Annotated in this window: 15 protein-coding genes; 5 read left to right on the top strand and 10 right to left on the bottom strand. The window is 73.2% G+C overall.

The genetic code is table 11. The features are described 5' to 3' along the window. Positions 1 to 149 precede the first annotated feature (149 nt). From ilvD to AFE02nite_RS00780, 5 genes are all read right to left on the bottom strand, one after another. Complete coding sequence (gene ilvD, locus AFE02nite_RS00800; RefSeq protein WP_034244767.1) at positions 150 to 1,880, bottom strand: dihydroxy-acid dehydratase; 1,731 nt, start codon at positions 1,878 to 1,880, stop codon at positions 150 to 152. Positions 1,881 to 1,889: 9 nt separating this feature from the next. Beyond that, a complete protein-coding gene (locus AFE02nite_RS00795) occupies positions 1,890 to 2,561 on the bottom strand; it encodes a VOC family protein (RefSeq protein ID WP_052113547.1) in 672 nt (223 codons plus the stop codon). A 116-nt stretch (positions 2,562 to 2,677) separates the two neighbouring features. Beyond that, a complete protein-coding gene (locus AFE02nite_RS00790) occupies positions 2,678 to 3,565 on the bottom strand; it encodes a carbohydrate ABC transporter permease (RefSeq protein ID WP_034244765.1) in 888 nt (295 codons plus the stop codon). Next, positions 3,562 to 4,440 carry a carbohydrate ABC transporter permease gene (locus AFE02nite_RS00785; RefSeq protein ID WP_307726029.1) on the bottom strand — a complete coding sequence of 293 codons (879 nt, stop codon included), beginning with the start codon at positions 4,438 to 4,440 and terminating at the stop codon, positions 3,562 to 3,564. The genes AFE02nite_RS00790 and AFE02nite_RS00785 overlap by 4 nt, the downstream gene beginning before the upstream one ends. Before the next feature lie 170 nt (positions 4,441 to 4,610). Continuing rightward, complete coding sequence (locus AFE02nite_RS00780; RefSeq protein WP_034244760.1) at positions 4,611 to 5,921, bottom strand: ABC transporter substrate-binding protein; 1,311 nt, start codon at positions 5,919 to 5,921, stop codon at positions 4,611 to 4,613. A gap of 133 nt (positions 5,922 to 6,054) precedes the next feature. Here AFE02nite_RS00780 and AFE02nite_RS00775 point away from each other — a divergent pair, with 133 nt between their 5' ends. Further along, positions 6,055 to 7,038, top strand: coding sequence for a LacI family DNA-binding transcriptional regulator (locus AFE02nite_RS00775; protein WP_261765494.1), 984 nt, complete (start codon positions 6,055 to 6,057; stop codon positions 7,036 to 7,038). Positions 7,039 to 7,045: 7 nt separating this feature from the next. On the opposite strand, the gene AFE02nite_RS00770 is transcribed toward AFE02nite_RS00775, so the two are convergent. The 5 genes from AFE02nite_RS00770 to gatC are packed head-to-tail and all read right to left on the bottom strand — an operon-like array spanning position 7,046 to position 11,955. Next, complete coding sequence (locus tag AFE02nite_RS00770; RefSeq protein WP_261765341.1) at positions 7,046 to 8,026, bottom strand: 2-hydroxyacid dehydrogenase; 981 nt, start codon at positions 8,024 to 8,026, stop codon at positions 7,046 to 7,048. Beyond that, entirely contained in the window at positions 8,023 to 8,583 is a 561-nt protein-coding gene (locus tag AFE02nite_RS00765) for a GNAT family N-acetyltransferase (RefSeq protein WP_034244755.1), read from the bottom strand. The genes AFE02nite_RS00770 and AFE02nite_RS00765 overlap by 4 nt, the downstream gene beginning before the upstream one ends. Positions 8,584 to 8,636: 53 nt before the next feature. Beyond that, positions 8,637 to 10,151, bottom strand: a complete 1,515-nt coding sequence (gene gatB, locus AFE02nite_RS00760) for an Asp-tRNA(Asn)/Glu-tRNA(Gln) amidotransferase subunit GatB (protein ID WP_034244753.1) — start codon at positions 10,149 to 10,151, stop codon at positions 8,637 to 8,639. After that, positions 10,148 to 11,659 (bottom strand): Asp-tRNA(Asn)/Glu-tRNA(Gln) amidotransferase subunit GatA, encoded by a 1,512-nt coding sequence (gatA, locus tag AFE02nite_RS00755; protein ID WP_034244750.1) that lies wholly within the window; start codon positions 11,657 to 11,659, stop codon positions 10,148 to 10,150. The genes gatB and gatA overlap by 4 nt, the downstream gene beginning before the upstream one ends. Further along, positions 11,656 to 11,955, bottom strand: coding sequence for an Asp-tRNA(Asn)/Glu-tRNA(Gln) amidotransferase subunit GatC (gatC, locus tag AFE02nite_RS00750; RefSeq protein WP_034244748.1), 300 nt, complete (start codon positions 11,953 to 11,955; stop codon positions 11,656 to 11,658). Before gatC ends, gatA begins: the two co-directional genes overlap by 4 nt. A 152-nt stretch (positions 11,956 to 12,107) precedes the next feature. Here gatC and AFE02nite_RS00745 point away from each other — a divergent pair, with 152 nt between their 5' ends. The 4 genes from AFE02nite_RS00745 (at position 12,108) to AFE02nite_RS00730 (ending at position 16,261) form a co-directional block, all read left to right on the top strand. Further along, entirely contained in the window at positions 12,108 to 12,728 is a 621-nt protein-coding gene (locus AFE02nite_RS00745; protein WP_146818931.1) for a CDP-alcohol phosphatidyltransferase family protein, read from the top strand. Further along, entirely contained in the window at positions 12,725 to 13,651 is a 927-nt protein-coding gene (locus AFE02nite_RS00740; RefSeq protein WP_052114131.1) for a phosphatidate cytidylyltransferase, read from the top strand. Before AFE02nite_RS00745 ends, AFE02nite_RS00740 begins: the two co-directional genes overlap by 4 nt. Beyond that, positions 13,648 to 14,859: a lysophospholipid acyltransferase family protein gene (locus tag AFE02nite_RS00735; protein ID WP_146818930.1), complete on the top strand. Its 1,212-nt coding sequence runs from the start codon at positions 13,648 to 13,650 to the stop codon at positions 14,857 to 14,859. Before AFE02nite_RS00740 ends, AFE02nite_RS00735 begins: the two co-directional genes overlap by 4 nt. 70 nt (positions 14,860 to 14,929) lie before the next feature. After that, positions 14,930 to 16,261, top strand: a complete 1,332-nt coding sequence (locus AFE02nite_RS00730; RefSeq protein WP_052114092.1) for a sensor histidine kinase — start codon at positions 14,930 to 14,932, stop codon at positions 16,259 to 16,261. The last annotated feature ends 2 nt before the right edge of the window (positions 16,262 to 16,263 follow it).

Below are 16,263 nucleotides of genomic sequence, written 5' to 3'. Positions count from 1 at the left end.
TCTTGCACTACGGACACAGCGCCCGGTGCACCCGAGACGGCGGTGCACCAGAGACGGCGGTGCGCCACGGACACCGCGGCAGTCGCCCACCCGGTGCGCCGGAGCGCCGATCCCGGGCGCACCGCTCCCCGGGTCCGGCGCGTGCCCGGTCAGCCCAGGACGGCGCCGACGCTGGCCGACCGCACCAGCTTCACGTACTTGCCGAGGACGCCGCGGGTGTACCGGGGCGGGAGCGGCTCCCAGCCGACCTGGCGGCCGGCCAGCTCGGTGGCGTCGACCAGCAGGTCGAGCGTGCCGCGTGCCACGTCGAGGCGGATCCGGTCGCCGTCCCGGACGAAGGCGATCGGCCCGGCGTCCACCGCCTCCGGGGCGACGTGCCCGACGCACAGTCCGGTGGTGCCTCCCGAGAACCGGCCGTCGGTCAGCAGCAGGACGCTCTTGCCGAGCCCCGCTCCCTTGATCGCGCCGGTGATGGCGAGCATCTCGCGCATCCCGGGTCCGCCCTTCGGCCCCTCGTACCGGATGACGACGACGTCGCCCGCCTGGATGGTCCCGTCCTCGAGCGCGTCCATCGCCGCCCGCTCGCGGTCGAACACGCGCGCGGTGCCCTCGAAGACGTCGGAGTCGAAGCCGGCCGACTTCACGACCGCACCCTCCGGCGCCAACGAGCCGTGCAGGATCGTGATGCCGCCCGTGCGGTGGATCGGGTCGGCCAGCGACCGCAGGATCTTGCCGTCCGGGTCCGGCGGCGCGACGTCGGCCAGGTTCTCCGCGACGGTGCGCCCGGTGACGGTGAGGCAGTCGCCGTGCAGCAGCCCGGCGTCGAGCAGCGCCTTCATCACCACCGGGACGCCCCCGATCCGGTCGACGTCGTTCATGACGTACCGGCCGAACGGCTTGAGGTCGCCCAGGTGCGGCACCCGCGCCGCGACGCGCGCGAAGTCGTCGAGCGAGAGGTCGACCTCCGCCTCGTGCGCGATGGCGAGCAGGTGCAGGACGGCGTTCGTCGAGCCGCCGAAGGCCATCACGACGGCGATGGCGTTCTCGAACGCCTCCTTGGTCATGATCTGACGTGCGGTGATGCCCCGTCGGAGCAGCTCGACCACGGCCTCGCCGGAGCGCAGCGCGAACTGGTCGCGACGACGGTCTGCCGACGGCGGGGCCGCCGACCCGGGCAGGCTCATCCCCATCGCCTCGGCGACCGAGGCCATGGTGTTCGCGGTGTACATCCCGCCGCAGGCGCCCTCGCCCGGGCAGATGGCTCGCTCGATCCGGTCCACGTCCTCGGCGCTCATCAGCCCGCGCGCGCACGCGCCGACGGCCTCGAAGGCGTCGATGATCGTGACCTCCTTCTCCGTCCCGTCGGAGAGCTTGACCCACCCGGGCGCGATGGAGCCGGCGTAGAGGAAGACGGCCGCCAGGTCGAGGCGCGCGGCGGCCATCAGCATGCCCGGCAGGGACTTGTCGCACCCGGCCAGGAGCACGGAGCCGTCGAGCCGCTCGGCCTGCATGACCGTCTCGACGCTGTCGGCGATGATGTCCCGGCTGACGAGCGAGAAGTGCATCCCCTCGTGGCCCATGGAGATGCCGTCCGAGACCGAGATGGTCCCGAACTCGAGCGGGAACCCGCCTGCGGCGTGGACGCCGTTCTTGACCGCCTTCGCGAGCCGGTCGAGAGAGAGGTTGCACGGCGTGATCTCGTTCCACGAGCTCGCGACGCCGATCTGCGGCTTGGCGAAGTCGTCGTCGCCCATCCCGACGGCGCGGAGCATGCCGCGTGCCGCGGTCGCCTCGAGGCCGTCGGTGACCTGCCGCGAGCGCGGCTTGATGTCGGGCGTCCGTCCCGAGGGAGCGGCCGAGGTGCCGGGCGTCGTCGTCATGTCCGGAGTCTAGGCACGCCCCTGCCACGTGCAGACGCAGGCCTCGTTGCCCTCGGCGTCGGCCAGGACCCAGAACGCGGGCGCCGCGGCGTCGCTCACGAGGCGTCCGCCCGCCTCGATCGCCGCCCGGACGCGCGCCTGGGCGACGTCGTGCGGCACGGTCACGTCGAGATGGATCCGGTTGCGCTGGGGCCGCGGCGCGTCCATCTGCTGGAACCACAGGGCCGGGCCTCGGCCGGCCGGGTCGCGCAGCGCCGGCGAGGCGTCGGGGGCGGGTGGCGGCTCGTCCTCGTAGCCGAGCACGGCCCTCCAGAACGGCCGGACGGCGGCGATGTCGAGCGCGTCGACCGCCACCTCCAGCTCCTGCGGGCCGCCGGGGACCGCCGCGACGCCCAGGTCGTCGACGATCGCGCTGATCCGGGCCGCGAGCGCGACGTCCCGCTCGGTCAGCCCGTTGGCGTCGTGCGACACGAGCGCGACGTGGACGGCCGCGTACCGCAGGTCGACGTCGGGATGATGGCCCGCCTCGTCCGCGGCCGCGGCGATCCGCTCGACCAGCCCGACGCCGACGGCGAAGGTGCCGGTCGCGAAGGTCGCGTGCAGCCGACCCAGCAGCACCCGCCAGTGCCGGGCGTCCACGCGGGCGGTGACGTCGATGTCGCTCAGCACGGGTGCGGCCATGGACACGACTGTGGCACGGGCCCCCGACGCTTGCGCGTCGGGGGCCCGTGCCACATGACGATCGGGGGCCCAGGAGCGCCACTGCGCCCCCGATCCGTTCTGGGTACCGCTCGGTGTCAGCCCTTCACCGCACCCTGCAGACCGTTGACGATCTTGTTCTGCAGCGAGAGGAAGAAGATCAGGGCCGGGATCATGGCGAGCGACGTGTAGGCGAACACGCCCACCATGTCCGTGGCGTACCGCGTGGAGAAGTCCGCGACACCCAGCGGCAGCGTCTTGATGCTGTCGTTCCGCAGGAGGAGCAGCGGGAGCAGGTACGCGTTCCACGACCCGACGAAGGCGAGGACACCGACGGTGACCATGCCAGGGCCGGAGAGCGGAAGCAGGATCCGCCAGAAGAACCCGATGCGGGACGCGCCGTCGATGAGCGCGGCCTCCTCGAGCTCCTTGGGCAGCGCCTGGAGGAACGGCCTCAGGATGATGATGGTCGTCGGGAGCGCGAACGCCGCCTGCGGCAGCGCAACGCCCCACCAGGTGTCGCCCCAGCCCAGGTCGTTGGAGATCATGATGAACAGCGGGATCACCGCGACCGCGACCGGGAAGAGCAGACCCATCACGAAGACCAGGTACAGCGGCTCACGCAGCCTGAACTGGTACCGGGCCAGCGGGTAGGCAGCCATGAGGCCCGCCACGACGACGATCGCCGTCGTGATCAGCGCGATCATCGTGGAGTTGAACGCGTAGCCCCAGAAGCGGTCACCCGTGAGGATGTTCTTGTAGTTGTCGAACGTGAACACCTCGGGCCACCCGGAGGGGTTGCGCGAGAGGTCCGTGTTGGTCCGGAAGCCCGCCAGCACGCCGTACAGCACCGGGCCGAGCGTGAACGCCACCACCAGAGCGGCGATCAGGTACACGAAGATGTTGCCCCGGCCCGCACCGTCCGCCTTGCGAGGGCGGTCCGGCGTGTAGCTCTCCGGAGCGCGGGACTGCGTCATGGCGCTCATCGGGTCGCCGCCTTCCTGGCCTTGCGCGGCACGTAGTCGATGGCGTCACGACGGAGCACCAGCCGCTGGTAGGTGAGAGCGAACACCAGCGCGATGACGAACAGGATCACCGAGGCCGCCGAGGCGACACCGATGAGGTTGCGGTCGACGCCCCACGAGTACAGGAACGTGGCCATCGTGTTCGTCGACTCGGCCGGCCCACCACCGGTGAGGATCCAGACCATGTCGAACACCTGGATCGAACCGATCATCGACAGGAAGATCCAGGTCCGGACCGTCGGGCCGAGCAGCGGGATGGTGACCCGCCGCTGGATCTGCCACCAGGAGGCACCGTCGATCTGTGCGGCCTCGTTGAGCTCCTCCGGGACACCGGCGAGACCAGCGAGGAAGAGGACGATCGCCAGGCCGAGGTACTTCCACGTCAGGACGACCATCACGGCGGCGAGCGCGTAGCTCGTGTCGCCGAGGAAGCCCTGCTGCGGCGTCGGGATCCCGATGGAGCCGAGCAGCGTGTCCAGCAGACCGTAGTCAGCCTGCAGCATCTGCCGCCAGATGACACCGGTGACGACCTCCGAGAGCACCCACGGCACGAAGACGAGGGTCCGCAGGAGGTTGCGTCCACGGATCTTGCGGTTGAGCAGCAGCGCGATGCCGAGGCCCAGCGGGAGCTGGATGGCGATCGACAGCACCATGATGATCAGGTTGTGCGAGAGAGCACCCTGGAAGACGGTGTTGCCCAGCACGTACGTGAAGTTCTTCAGGCCGACGAAGTCGACCATGGGGCCGTAGCCCCGCCAGTTGTACAACGAGTACTGGATGGCCTTGACCACCGGCCATACCACGAACCCCAGGAACACCACGAGGGCCGGCGTCACGAAGAACGCGATCTCAAGTCCCTTGCGGAGGCCAGGTCTCGTCCCGCGCCGCCCAGCCCGCGCCGGGGCCGCCGGCAGCACCTGAGTGCTACCGGCGGCCTCGGTCGGGTTCGGCGTCGCAGTCGAGGCGGTTCCGCCCCTACGGGCGGTCGCTTCGTCTGCCACGTCCGTCACTCCAGTTCTGCAGCCGCCTGCGTGTCGGCAACGATGGTCGCCGGGTCTGCACCAGCGAACACGTTCACGACCGCCGCGTTCATCGCGTTACCGACGTTCGTGCCGAGCGCCGTGTCGAAGTACAGCTGGATGAACGGCGACGCGTCACGGAACTCGAGCAGCGACGCCAGGGCCGGGTCGGCGACCGAGCCGCTCGCGGCGGGGTTGGTCGGGAGACCCATGTTCAGCTCGGCGAAGCCGATCTGAACCTCGTCGGACAGCAGGTACATCATGAAGTCGACAGCCTCGTCCGGGGCGTCGGCCGAAGCGGCCCACGCGTCGCCGCCACCGATCGCAGCGGCCGGGTCACCGGCGCCACCCTCGACTGCGGGGAACGGGAACCAGTCGATGTTCTCGACCGGGGTGCCGTCGTTGAGGCCCTGCATGACACCGGGCTCCCAGTGACCCTGCATCTCAGCGGACACCTGGCCGTTGGCGAGGAGGCCGGAGGCCGAGGTCGCACCCTCCTGCGCCACGGTGGCGAGGAAGCCGTCGTTGAACGGCTGCGAGTCGACGAAGGCCTTCAGGTCGCTCGCGGCGGTGTTCCAGCACTCGTCCGAGAAGTCGAACTCGGCGAGACCGTTGACGACGGTGTCCTGAGCGCACTCGCGCAGGGCGAAGTAGTAGTAGTAGTGGGCCAGCGGCCACTGGTCAGCGGCACCCACGGACAGCGGCGCGACGCCGTTGGCCTTCAGGGTGTCGATGGCAGCGTAGAAGTCGTCCCACGTGGCCGGCGGCTCGACGCCGTTGTCAGCCCAGATCTGGGTGTTGTACCAGAAGCCGACGACGCCCATGGAGAACGGAAGACCGTAGGTCTTGCCGTCGACCTGCCAACCGGCGACGGAGCCGCCGATCGTGGAGATGGTGTCGGCCGCGAGGTCGGAGATGTCCTTGGTCAGACCGGCCTCGACGTGCTGGCGAAGCTCGCCGCCACCACGCTCCATGTAGATGTCGGGCATGTTGCCGGACTGGAAGGCGGCCTCAAGCTGGGTGACCATGTCCTCGTGCGCCATCGCCTCGATCTCGATGGTCACGTTCGGGTTCTCGGCCATGTAGTCGTCAGCGACCTGCTGGTAGTAGCCCATGCCAGGGTCGGTGTTGGAGTTGTGCCACCACGTGATGGTGACGGCCTCGTCGCCAGAGCCCGCGCTCGGCTCGTCGGTGCCCTCGGAGCCGTTGTCGCTGTCGCCGCCACACGCGGCCAGCAGCATGGCCACGCTGACGCCCAGCACGACGGCCGCACCGGCCCGCGCTCGCATTCTCGCCATGATCCGTTCCTTGTCATCGTCGACGCTCGGACGGGAGGGAGTCTGGCACGCACGATTTTCGGGTGTCAATCGATTTCGATATCGATATCGACACGGTAGAGTCACAGCCGTGGAACGCCAGGGACGGGTGACCATCAGCGACGTGGCACGCACGGCTGGCGTGTCCGTCGCCACCGTCTCCAAGGTGATCAACGGCCGGTACGGGGTGGCTGTCGCCACGTCGGCCCGGGTCCAGGAGGTCATCGACGAGCTCGGGTACGAGTCCAGCCTGGTGGCCCGGAGCCTGCGCAGCTCCCGCACGAATGTCATCGGCATCCTCGTGGCCGAGTTTGAGCCCTTCTCCACGGAGCTCCTCAAGGGGACGTCCAGCGCCATCGCCGACACGGGGTACGAGCTCCTCGCCTACTCCGGCGGCGGACGGCACGGCGGTGCCATCGGCTGGGAGCGCCGCTACCTCTCCCGGCTCTCGGGCACGCTGATCGACGGGGCGATCCTCGTGACCCCCACCGTCGTCGACGCCCACCCCGGCATCCCGGTCGTCGCGGTCGACCCGCACCGTGGCCGAACCGGCCTGACGACGGTCGACTCGGACAACATGCGGGGCGCCTACACGGCGACGCAGTACCTGCTCGGTCTCGGGCACCGGCGCATCGGCTTCCTCGGCGGACGCCCCGACCTCGAGTCGGCCCGCCTGCGCGAGGAGGGCTACCGGACGGCGCTGACCGAGGCCGGCATCCCCGTCGACCCGACGCTGATGCGCGTCGGCGGCTACCGCCCCGACACCGCCGACCTGCCCGCCCACGAGCTCCTGACCATGCCGGAGCGGCCGACGGCGATCTTCGCGGCCAACGACCTCTCCGCGCTGCGCACGATGGACGTCGCGCGCAGCCTCGGGCTCTCGATCCCCGGGGACATCTCGATCATGGGCTTCGACAACGTGCCCGAGTCCGCGATGAGCACGCCGCCCCTGACGACGATCGCCCAGCCGATCCGTCAGATGGGGTCGGAGGCGATCGCCCAGCTCATCGCGATGATGGACGGCCAGGCTGAGGGCGGCGCCCACATCACCCTGCCGACCGCGCTCATCGAGCGGTCGAGCTGCCGTCGCATCTCCTGACGACCGCTCACGGCCCGACGGCGGCCCGCACGACGTTCAGCGGTGCACGGCCCGCCACGAGCTCGACGAGCTGGCGGCGCAGGAGCTCCGCCAGCCGCGGCGTCGTCGCGTCGGTGTAGCCGCCGACGTGCGGCGTGACGATCACGCCGGGTGCGCGCCACAGCGGGTGGTCCGCCGGGAGCGGCTCCGGGTCCGTCACGTCGAGGGCGGCCCGCAGTCGCCCCGCCGACACCTCGGCGAGGAGGGCCTGCGTGTCGACGACCCGGCCGCGCCCGACGTTGACGAGCAGCGCGCCGTCGGGGAGGGCCGCGAGGAACCGGGCGTCGACCAGGTGCTCCGTCGCCTGCGTGAGCGGCAGCGTCACGATCACCACGTCCGCCGTCGGCAGCAGCTCGTGGACGTCCGCCACGGCGTGCACGGTCTCGCCGTCCTGCTCACGCGCGCTGGAGGCGACGGGGACGACGTCGGCCTCGAAGGCCCGCAGCCGTCGCCCGACCGCCGAGCCGATCGCGCCGTACCCGAGCACGAGCACCCGGCGGTCGGCGAGGGACGAGCGCAGCCGAGGCGCCCAGCGCCCGTCGGCGGCGTCGCGCACGGCGTCGTCGATGCCCCGTTGCGACGCGAGCGCCAGGGCGACGGCGAGCTCCGCGGTCCCGGCGTCGTGCACTCCGCGCCCGTTGCAGACGGTGACCTCGGGGCGGATGTGCCCGAGCGCGTGCTCGTAGCCGGCGCTGGGCAGCTGGACCATCGCCAGCCGCGGCAGCGCCTCGAGCCGCGCGAGCAGCGCGCGCGTGGCGCCGTAGTTCGGGACGACGACCACGTCGACGTCCTCGGGCCGGACGTCGCCGGCACCTGCCTCGGCGATCGGCGACGTCACGTCCCAGAGCACCACCCGCGCGCCGTCCGGCACCCCCCGGGCCACCAGTGCGTCGAGGACTTCCTGATGGGCGACCGTCATCGTCACCGGTCGGGCGACCGATGACGTCACGGCGTCGCCTCGTGGGCCGCGCGGTAGTCGTCCTCGAGGATCGCCATCACGATCGCGTCGCACCAGAACTCACCGTCGCGGTGCGCCTCGCGCAGGCGGCCCTCCTCGACGAAGCCGAGGCTCTCGTAGAGGATCCGCGCGCGGGGGTTGATGCTCAGGACGTCGAGGGCGACGCGGTGCAGGCCGAGCCCGTCGGGCGCCGGCGCGAACGCGTGCGCGAGCACGAGGGAGATCGCCTCGCTGCCGAACCCCCGGCCCCGCTGACCGGGCCGCAGGGCGAGGCGCAGGTTCGCGTTCCGCGAGTGCTCGTCGATCTCGTTGAGCACGATCTCGCCCAGGTACTCGTCCGTCTCGTGCGTGATGGCCCAGTCGCACCGGCCGTCGCGCGAGGCCACGGTGGCGCACCACTCGGCGACCTGCTCGCGGGTGAACGCCGCGGTCGTCCCCGTCAGGCGGTTGCCCTCGGTGTCGGACAGGGTGTCCCACATCGCGTCGGCGTCGCTCGCGCGGATGGGGCGCAAGGTCACGAGCTCGCCGGTCAGCGTCGGCGTCTGCATGGCAGTCCTCCCTCGGCTCGTGCCAGGGCCCGCGGGCCCCGGCAGAGCGCTCGTCAGGCCTTGATCCGCTCGAGCACCAGCTCGCGGACGCGGGCGGCGTCGGCCTGGCCGCGCGTGGCCTTCATCACGGCGCCGATGATCGCGCCCACCGGCCCGAGGTTGCCGCCCCGGATCTTCTCGGCCGCGTCGGGCTGTGCGGCGAGCGCGTCGTCGACGGCCGCGATGAGCGCGCCGTCGTCGGAGACCACCTCGAGCCCCCGCGCGGCGACGACCTGCTCGGGCGACCCCTCGCCGGCGAGCACGCCCGCGAGCACCTGCCGGGCGAGCTTGTCGTTCAGACGACCGGAGTCGACCAGGCCCTGCAGCTCGGCGATCTGGCCGGGCGTGACCGTCAGCTCCTCGAGCGCGACGCCGTCGGCGTTCGCCGTGCGGGCGAGCTCGCCCATCCACCACTTGCGCGCGGCGGCGGGCGAGGCCCCGGCCGCGACCGTCGCCTCGATGAGCTCGACGGCTCCCGCGTTGACGACGTCGCGCATCTCGGCGTCGGCGTACCCCCACTCGTCCTGCAGGCGCCGCCGACGCGCGGCCGGCATCTCCGGCAGGCGGGCGCGCAGCGCCTCCACCCAGTCGCGGCTCGGGACGAGCGGCACCAGGTCGGGCTCCGGGAAGTAGCGGTAGTCCTCGGCGTCGGACTTCACGCGCCCCGCGGTGGTGACGCCGGTGTCCTCGTGCCAGTGCCGGGTCTCCTGGACCACGGACGCCCCGGCGTCGAGCACCGCCGCCTGGCGGCTGACCTCGTACCGGACCGCACGCTCGACCGACCGGAAGGAGTTGACGTTCTTCGTCTCGGTACGGGTGCCGAGCGGAGAGTCGGGCGTCGGTCGCAGCGAGACGTTCACGTCCGCGCGCACGTTGCCGCGCTCCATGCGGGCCTCGGAGACGCCGAGGGCCCGGAACAGGTCGCGCAGCGTCTGCACGTAGGCCCGCGCCACCTCGGGGGCGCGATCGCCGACGCCGGTGATCGGCCGCGTGACGATCTCCACGAGCGGCACGCCCGCCCGGTTGTAGTCCACGAGCGAGTACTCGGCCCCGTGGATGCGCCCGGTCGCGCCGCCGACGTGGGTGTTCTTGCCCGCGTCCTCCTCCATGTGCGCGCGCTCGATCTCCACGCGCACGACCGTGCCGTCCTCGAGCTCCACGTCCAGCCAGCCGTCGTGCGCGATCGGCTCGTCGTACTGGCTGATCTGGTAGTTCTTCGGCACGTCCGGGTAGAAGTAGTTCTTCCGCGCGAACCGGCAGAGCTCGGCGATCTCGCAGTTCAGCGCCAGGCCGATGAGGATCGCGGACTCGACCGCCTTCTCGTTGACGACCGGGAGCGAGCCCGGCAGCCCGAGGGACACCGGCGTCGTCGCGCTGTTCGGCTCGCCGCCGAACTCCTGCGGGGCGCCGTCGAACATCTTGGTCGCCGTGCCCAGCTCGACGTGCACCTCGATCCCGATCACCGGGTCGTAGCGGCGGGTGGCCTCGTCGTAGTCGACGAGCAGCGTGCCGCTCGGCTCTGCACTCATCGGGTCTCCTCCAGCTCCGGGGCGGACGCCAGCAGCGGGCCGCCCCACCGGGCCTCCAGCAGCGCCTCGAGCGCGGCGCCGACGCGGTACAGGCGGTCGTCGGCCTTGGCCGGCGCGAGCACCTGGAACCCGGTGGGCAGCCCACCGTCGAGGCCGTTCGGCACCGAGATCCCCGGCACGCCGGCGAGGTTCGCGGGGATCGTCGCGACGTCGTTGAGGTACATGGCCATCGGGTCGTCGAGCTTCTCGCCCAGGCGGAAGGCCGTCGTCGGCGCGGTCGGCGAGACCAGCACGTCGGCCTGCTCGAACGCGGCCGCGAAGTCGCGCTGCACCAGCGTGCGCACCTTCTGCGCGCTGCCGTAGTACGCGTCGTAGTACCCCGCCGACAGGGCGTACGTGCCGAGGATGACGCGGCGCTTCACCTCGTCGCCGAAGCCCCGGCCGCGCGTGGCGGCCATGACGCGCTCCGCGGTGACCGGGCCGTCCGCCGGCTCGACGCGCAGGCCGAAGCGCATGCCGTCGAACTTGGCCAGGTTGCTCGAGGCCTCGCTCGGCATGATCAGGTAGTAGGCGGCGAGCGCGTACTGGAAGTTCGGGCAGCTGACCTCGACCACCTCGGCCCCCGCCGCCTGCAGCACCTCGAGGGACTCCTCGAAGCGTGCGCGCACGCCGGGCTGGTAGCCGTCGCCACCGAGCTCGCGGACGACGCCGAGGCGCACCCCGGTCAGGTCGCCCGACGCACCCAGCCGCGCGGCGCCGACGACGTCGGGCAGCGGGTCCGGCAGCGACGTCGAGTCGCGCGGGTCGTGCCCGCCGATGAGGGCGTGCAGCAGCGCCGCGTCGAGCACCGTCCGGGTCACCGGACCGGCCTGGTCGAGCGAGGACGCCATCGCGATGAGGCCGTAGCGGGAGACGCCGCCGTAGGTCGGCTTGGTGCCGACGGTGCCGGTGACGGCCGCCGGCTGGCGGATCGAGCCGCCGGTGTCGGTGCCGATGGCCAGCGGGGCCTCGTAGGCGGCGACGGCCGCGGCGCTCCCGCCGCCCGAGCCGCCAGGGATCCGGTCGAGGTCCCAGGGGTTGTGCGTGTCGCCGAAGGCGGAGTGCTCCGTGGAGGAGCCCATCGCGAACTCGTCCATGTTGGTCTTGCCCAGGATCGGCAGACCGGCCGCCTTGATCCGCTCGACGAGCGTCGCGTCGTACGGCGGCACCCAGCCCTCGAGGATACGCGAGCCGGCGGTCGTCGGCAGGCCCTTGGTGACGACGACGTCCTTGACGGCGATGGGCACGCCGGCCAGCGGGTGCAGCTGCTCCCCCGCGGCGCGGCGGGCGTCGACGTCGGCGGCCGTCGCGAGCGCGTCGTCCGCGCTCACGTGCAGGAACGCGTGCACCGCACCGTCGACGGCGGCGATCCGGTCCAGGTGCGCGCGGGTGGCCTCGACGCTCGAGGCCTCCCCCGCGCTCAGGCGGTCGGCGAGCGCGGCCGCGCTCAGCCTCGTCAGGTCGCTCACGCGTCCTCCCCCAGGATCTGCGGGACGGCGAACCGCCCGTCCTCGGCCGACGGCGCGGCCGCGAGGGCCTGGTCGGCCGCGAGGGGCTGCACCACCACGTCAGGCCGCAGGACGTTCACCAGCGGCAGCGGGTGGCTCGTCGCGGGCACGTCGTCGGTCGCGACGCGGCTCACCGTGGCGACGGCCTCGACGATGACGTCGAGCTCGGTCGCCAGGCGGGTCAGCTCGGCGTCGGTGAGGTCGATGCGGGCCAGGCCGGCCAGGCGCGCGACCTCCTCGCGGGAGATGGTGGACATGGCCGCGAGTCTAGTGGGGGCACGTGTCCGCGATGTGTCCGGCAGACCCGGCCGGAGCCGTGCCGGGTCGCGTCCGCCCGCGCCGGACCACCCGGCGATCCACCCGCGGAGCACCCACGCGGGCCGTGCGCCAGTCGCTAGCGTGGGCGCCCATGCGCGGCCTCTACGCCCTCAAGCCGTGGTACACCCGACGGCTCGGCGTGATCGTGCGGGCGGCCGTGGCGCGCGGCGTCTCCCCCGACGTCTTCACCGTCGTCGGCGTCGTCGCCGGGGCCGGGGCGGGCGCGGCCGTCGCGCTCGGGTGGTGGCCCGTCGCGCTCGTCCTCCTGGTCGCGCGCCTCGGCGGGGCCAACCTCGACGGCGCGGTGGCCCGCGCCCAGGGGACGTCTCGCCCGTGGGGCTTCGTGCTCAACGAGCTCGGGGACCGCGCGTCGGACCTGGCGATGTTCGCCGGGCTGGTCGTCCTCGCCGCCCGCACGGGCGCGCCTGCCGACGACGCGTGGTGGGCCTGGGGCGACCCCGTCGTGTGGGCGCTGGTCGCGGCCGCGGCGGCGACCCTGCCGACGTTCGCCTCCCTGGCCCTCGCGGGCGCGGGCGGCACCCGGCTCAACGGCGGTCCGTTCGGCAAGACCGAGCGGTGCGCCGTCGTCGTCGTCGCGACCGCGCTGCCCGCCGCGATCCCGGCCGCCTGCGCCCTCGTCGTCGTCGGGTCCTGCGCGACGGCCGCGGCCCGGCTGGCGCACGGGCGCCGGCAGCTGGTGGCGGCCGCATGAGGCGGGCCCTGGACGACCCCGTCGACCCGTTCGCCGGGCTGCTCGGGTTCGACCGCTCGGCGTTCGCCCTGGACGTGCACGTCGCCGGGTGGCACCTGCAGGCGCAGGGGCGCGCCGTGTACCTGCTCGTGGTCTCCGTGCTGCTGCTGGCGGTGGCCGGCGTCCTCGTCCTGGTCTCCGGCAAGCCGGAGCTCCGGCGGCGCTGGACCACCTGGCTCCTCATCCTCCCCGTCATCGGGATCCCCATCTGGCTGGGACCCGGCCCGACGGCGGCCCTCGCCGCGCTCCTCGGCCTGCAGGCGGTGCGGGAGTACGCCCGCCTGGTGCGGCTGCCCGGGCCGGAGACGCTCGTCCTCCTCGGGCTCGCCGTGGCCTACCCGCTCGCCGCCTGGCTGGAACCGAGCCTCCTGGCCCTCGCGCCGCTCCTCGCGCTGGCCTGCGCCACGCCCGCGCTCGTCGCCGGCGACGCCGAGCGCGGCCTCGAGCGCGCGGCGCTGGCCGGGTTCGGCTCGGTCTGGATCTGCTGGTCGCTGGCGATGCTCGTGGTCGTCTGGCACGACGCGTACCTCGTGTGCTTCGCCGCCGCGGCCGCCGACGTCGCGGCGTGGGCCGGCGGCAACGGGCTGCGCCGGTTCGCCTGGGCCCGCCGGCCCCTGTCGCCCCTGAGCCCGAACAAGACGGTCGGCGGCGTGGCCGGGGCGGCCGTGGGTACGCTCCTCGTCCTGCTCGTGCTCGGGTCGCTGTCCCCGGGCCTGTTCCTCGCCGTCGTCGTCGGCGGGATCGGAGGCGACTTGCTCGAGTCGATGGTCAAGCGCCGCGCCGGGGTCAAGGACGCGGGGACGTGGCTGCCGGGGTTCGGGGGCCTGCTGGACCGCGTGGACTCGCTGCTGCTGGTCCTCCCGCTGGCGGCGGTGCTCGCATGAGCGCGCGCCGACGTGTCGGCCTGCCCCGAGGGCCGAACGTCGCCGGGGCCTTGCGGCACACGATCTGGCGCAACGTCTTCCACGCCGTCGGGGGCTACCGGGTGCGGGGGCGCGCGCCCTACGAGGCGATGGTCGTCGTCGCCAACCACGCGTCGCACGCGGACACCCCGGCGCTGGTCGCCGCCTTCCCCTCCCCCTACAAGCCCGTGGTCGTCGCGGCTGACGACTACTGGTACTCCTCGCCCGTGCGGCGCCGGCTCCTCGAGCTCGCGATCGGGGCCGTCCCCGTCTCGCGCGCCGGCGGCGGCTACGAGGCTCTCGTCGAGGGCGCGCAGCGCGTCCTGGGCACGGGCTCCAGCCTGCTCGTCTTCCCCGAGGGCACCCGCAGCACCGACGGCACGCTCGGCGAGTTCCGGACCGGCGCGGCGCGGATCGCCAAGGAGTTCGACGTCCCCCTGCTGCCCGTCGCCGTCGTCGGGACGCGCGAGCTGCTGCCCAAGGGCGGGAGGCTGCGCCGAGGCCCCGTCGAGGTCCGCCTCGGCCAGGTGATCCAGCCCGAGGACCTGGACGAGGACCTCGCGGCCGCCCGCGAGCAGATCGCCGCGTTGCTCGCCGAGGGGCCGCCGGTGCCGTCCGAGTCGCGCACGTGGCGCGTGCTGCGCCACCACCTCGACGGGCCGGTGGGGCTGACCGCCGCTGCCGCCTGGGGCTTCGCCGAGGCGATCGTCTGGCCGGTGACCGCCGAGCTGTTCCTCGTGCTCTTCGCCAGCGCCAACCCGCGCCGCGCCGTCCCCGCGTCGGCCGCGCTGGCCGCGGGATCGGCCGCCGGCCTGGTCACGACCGCGGTGCTGACCCGTCGCGGCGTCGTCGTCCCGGCGCCGTGGGTCACGCCGTCGATGCGGGCGACCGCCCGCGAGCACATGGCGACGGGGGCCGGCGGCATCTGGCGCCAGGCGCTGAACGGCGTGCCGAGCAAGCTCTACGGCGCCGAGGCCGGGCGGAGCGGTGTCCCGCTCGGCCGGTTCGCGGTCGCCGCCCTCGGCGCCCGCGGTGTGCGAGCCCTCGCCGTCGGGGCCGCGGTCGCCGTCTCGGCCCGCCGCGCCGAGCCCTTCCTGAAGCGCTTCTACGGCCCGTACCTGGGCCTGACGACGCTCGGCTTCGGCGCCGGCCTGTGGCTCGTGATCCGCCGCTGGCGCACCCGCGGGTAGGGCTGGCCCTACCCTGGATCGGCCTGCCCCCCGGATCGAGCCGACAGGTCCTCGTCGCGACGATCGGTACATGACCTCGATGACCGTCACACCACCGCCCACCACGCCCGACGGCGCCGCCGCCCCCCCGCCCGGCCCGATGCTCTACGGCCGTCCGCTCGGCGACATCCTGACCCAGGTCGGACGCGACTCCGCCTATCTCTTCCTCTCGCTCCCCGTCGCGATCGCCTCGTTCGTGCTGCTGATCACCGGAATCTCGCTCGCGGCGGGACTCGTCGTCGTCTGGGTGGGCATCCCGATCGGTGCCGCCACCCTCGGACTGGCCGTCGGCTTCGAGAGGCTCGAACGCGCCCGCCTGGCCGCGCGCGGCACGGTCCTCCCGCCGATCGCGTACGCGCCGGTGCCCGGCGTCGGGCTGCGCGCCCAGCTCCAGCGGCTGGCGGACCCGAAGCGTTGGGCCGCCGTGCTGCACGGTGTGCTCGCCCTGGTCGTCTCGGTGTTCACCTGGTCGGTCCTCGTGACCTGGTGGGCCGGCATCGCCGGCGGACTCAGCTACTGGTTCTGGGAGCGCTGGCTGCCGGAGGACAACACCGGCCTGGCGGACCTGCTCTCCCTGCCCGTGGGCGATGCACAGGTGAACTTCGTCCTGGGGGCGCTCCTCGCCCTGAGCCTGCCCCCCGTCCTGCGCTGGTGCGCGGGGCTCCACGTGGCCTCAGCACGGTGGCTGCTCACCGGCTCCTCGCGGCGGGCGCTGCAGGAGCAGGTGTCGGACCTGACCGCGCGTCGGGCAGCGGCCGCCGCCGCTGAGACGGCCTCGCTGCGCCGGCTCGAGCGGGACATCCACGACGGTCCGCAGCAGCGCCTCGTCCGGCTGGGCATGGACCTGTCGGCGGCGGAGCGGCGCCTCCAGGACGACCCCGCACAGGCCCGCCAGCTCCTCGCCGAGGCCCGCGCCCAGGCTGCCGAGACGCTCGCCGAGCTGCGTGCCCTCTCGCGCGGGATCGCCCCGCCGATCCTCGCCGACCGGGGTCTGGAGGCCGCGCTCGCGGCCGTCGCCGCCCGGTCGACGGTGCCGACCAGCGTCGAGGTGGACCTGGGCGGCGACCGCCCCGCGCCCGCCGTCGAGAACGCTGCGTACTTCGTCGTCACCGAGTCGCTCGCGAACGTGGCCAAGCACGCCGAGGCAGAGGTCGCCGTCGTGCGGGCCTGGAGCGTCGGCGTCGGGCCGGAGCGCGTGCTCTCCGTCGAGGTGGTCGACGACGGCGTGGGCGGCGCCGACCCGGCGAAGGGACACGGCCTGGCCGGCCTGATCGACCGGGTCGAGGGCGTCGGCGGGCTTCTCGACGTCTCCAGCCCCGCCGGGGGCCCGACGCTCGTCCGGGCCACGCTCCCCTGGGACTGAAC

The sequence above is a fragment of the Actinotalea fermentans genome, from assembly GCF_007991475.1.
In the GTDB taxonomy this organism is placed as follows: Bacteria; Actinomycetota; Actinomycetes; order Actinomycetales; family Cellulomonadaceae; genus Actinotalea; species Actinotalea fermentans.
The sequence above is the reverse complement of the archived record's forward strand: the minus strand, read 5'-3'. Positions and strand labels throughout refer to the sequence as shown.

Bases quoted from the DNA above. Each gene is read 5' to 3' on its own strand.
- ilvD (WP_034244767.1), bottom strand. From the start codon at position 1,880: ATGACGACGACGCCCGGCACCTCGGCCGCTCCCTCGGGACGGACGCCC.
- AFE02nite_RS00795 (WP_052113547.1), bottom strand. From the start codon at position 2,561: ATGGCCGCACCCGTGCTGAGCGACATCGACGTCACCGCCCGCGTGGAC.
- AFE02nite_RS00790 (WP_034244765.1), bottom strand. From the start codon at position 3,565: ATGAGCGCCATGACGCAGTCCCGCGCTCCGGAGAGCTACACGCCGGAC.
- AFE02nite_RS00780 (WP_034244760.1), bottom strand. From the start codon at position 5,921: ATGGCGAGAATGCGAGCGCGGGCCGGTGCGGCCGTCGTGCTGGGCGTC.
- AFE02nite_RS00765 (WP_034244755.1), bottom strand. From the start codon at position 8,583: ATGCAGACGCCGACGCTGACCGGCGAGCTCGTGACCTTGCGCCCCATC.
- gatB (WP_034244753.1), bottom strand. From the start codon at position 10,151: ATGAGTGCAGAGCCGAGCGGCACGCTGCTCGTCGACTACGACGAGGCC.
- gatC (WP_034244748.1), bottom strand. From the start codon at position 11,955: ATGTCCACCATCTCCCGCGAGGAGGTCGCGCGCCTGGCCGGCCTGGCC.
- AFE02nite_RS00745 (WP_146818931.1), top strand. From the start codon at position 12,108: ATGCGCGGCCTCTACGCCCTCAAGCCGTGGTACACCCGACGGCTCGGC.
- AFE02nite_RS00740 (WP_052114131.1), top strand. From the start codon at position 12,725: ATGAGGCGGGCCCTGGACGACCCCGTCGACCCGTTCGCCGGGCTGCTC.
- AFE02nite_RS00735 (WP_146818930.1), top strand. From the start codon at position 13,648: ATGAGCGCGCGCCGACGTGTCGGCCTGCCCCGAGGGCCGAACGTCGCC.
- AFE02nite_RS00730 (WP_052114092.1), top strand. From the start codon at position 14,930: ATGACCTCGATGACCGTCACACCACCGCCCACCACGCCCGACGGCGCC.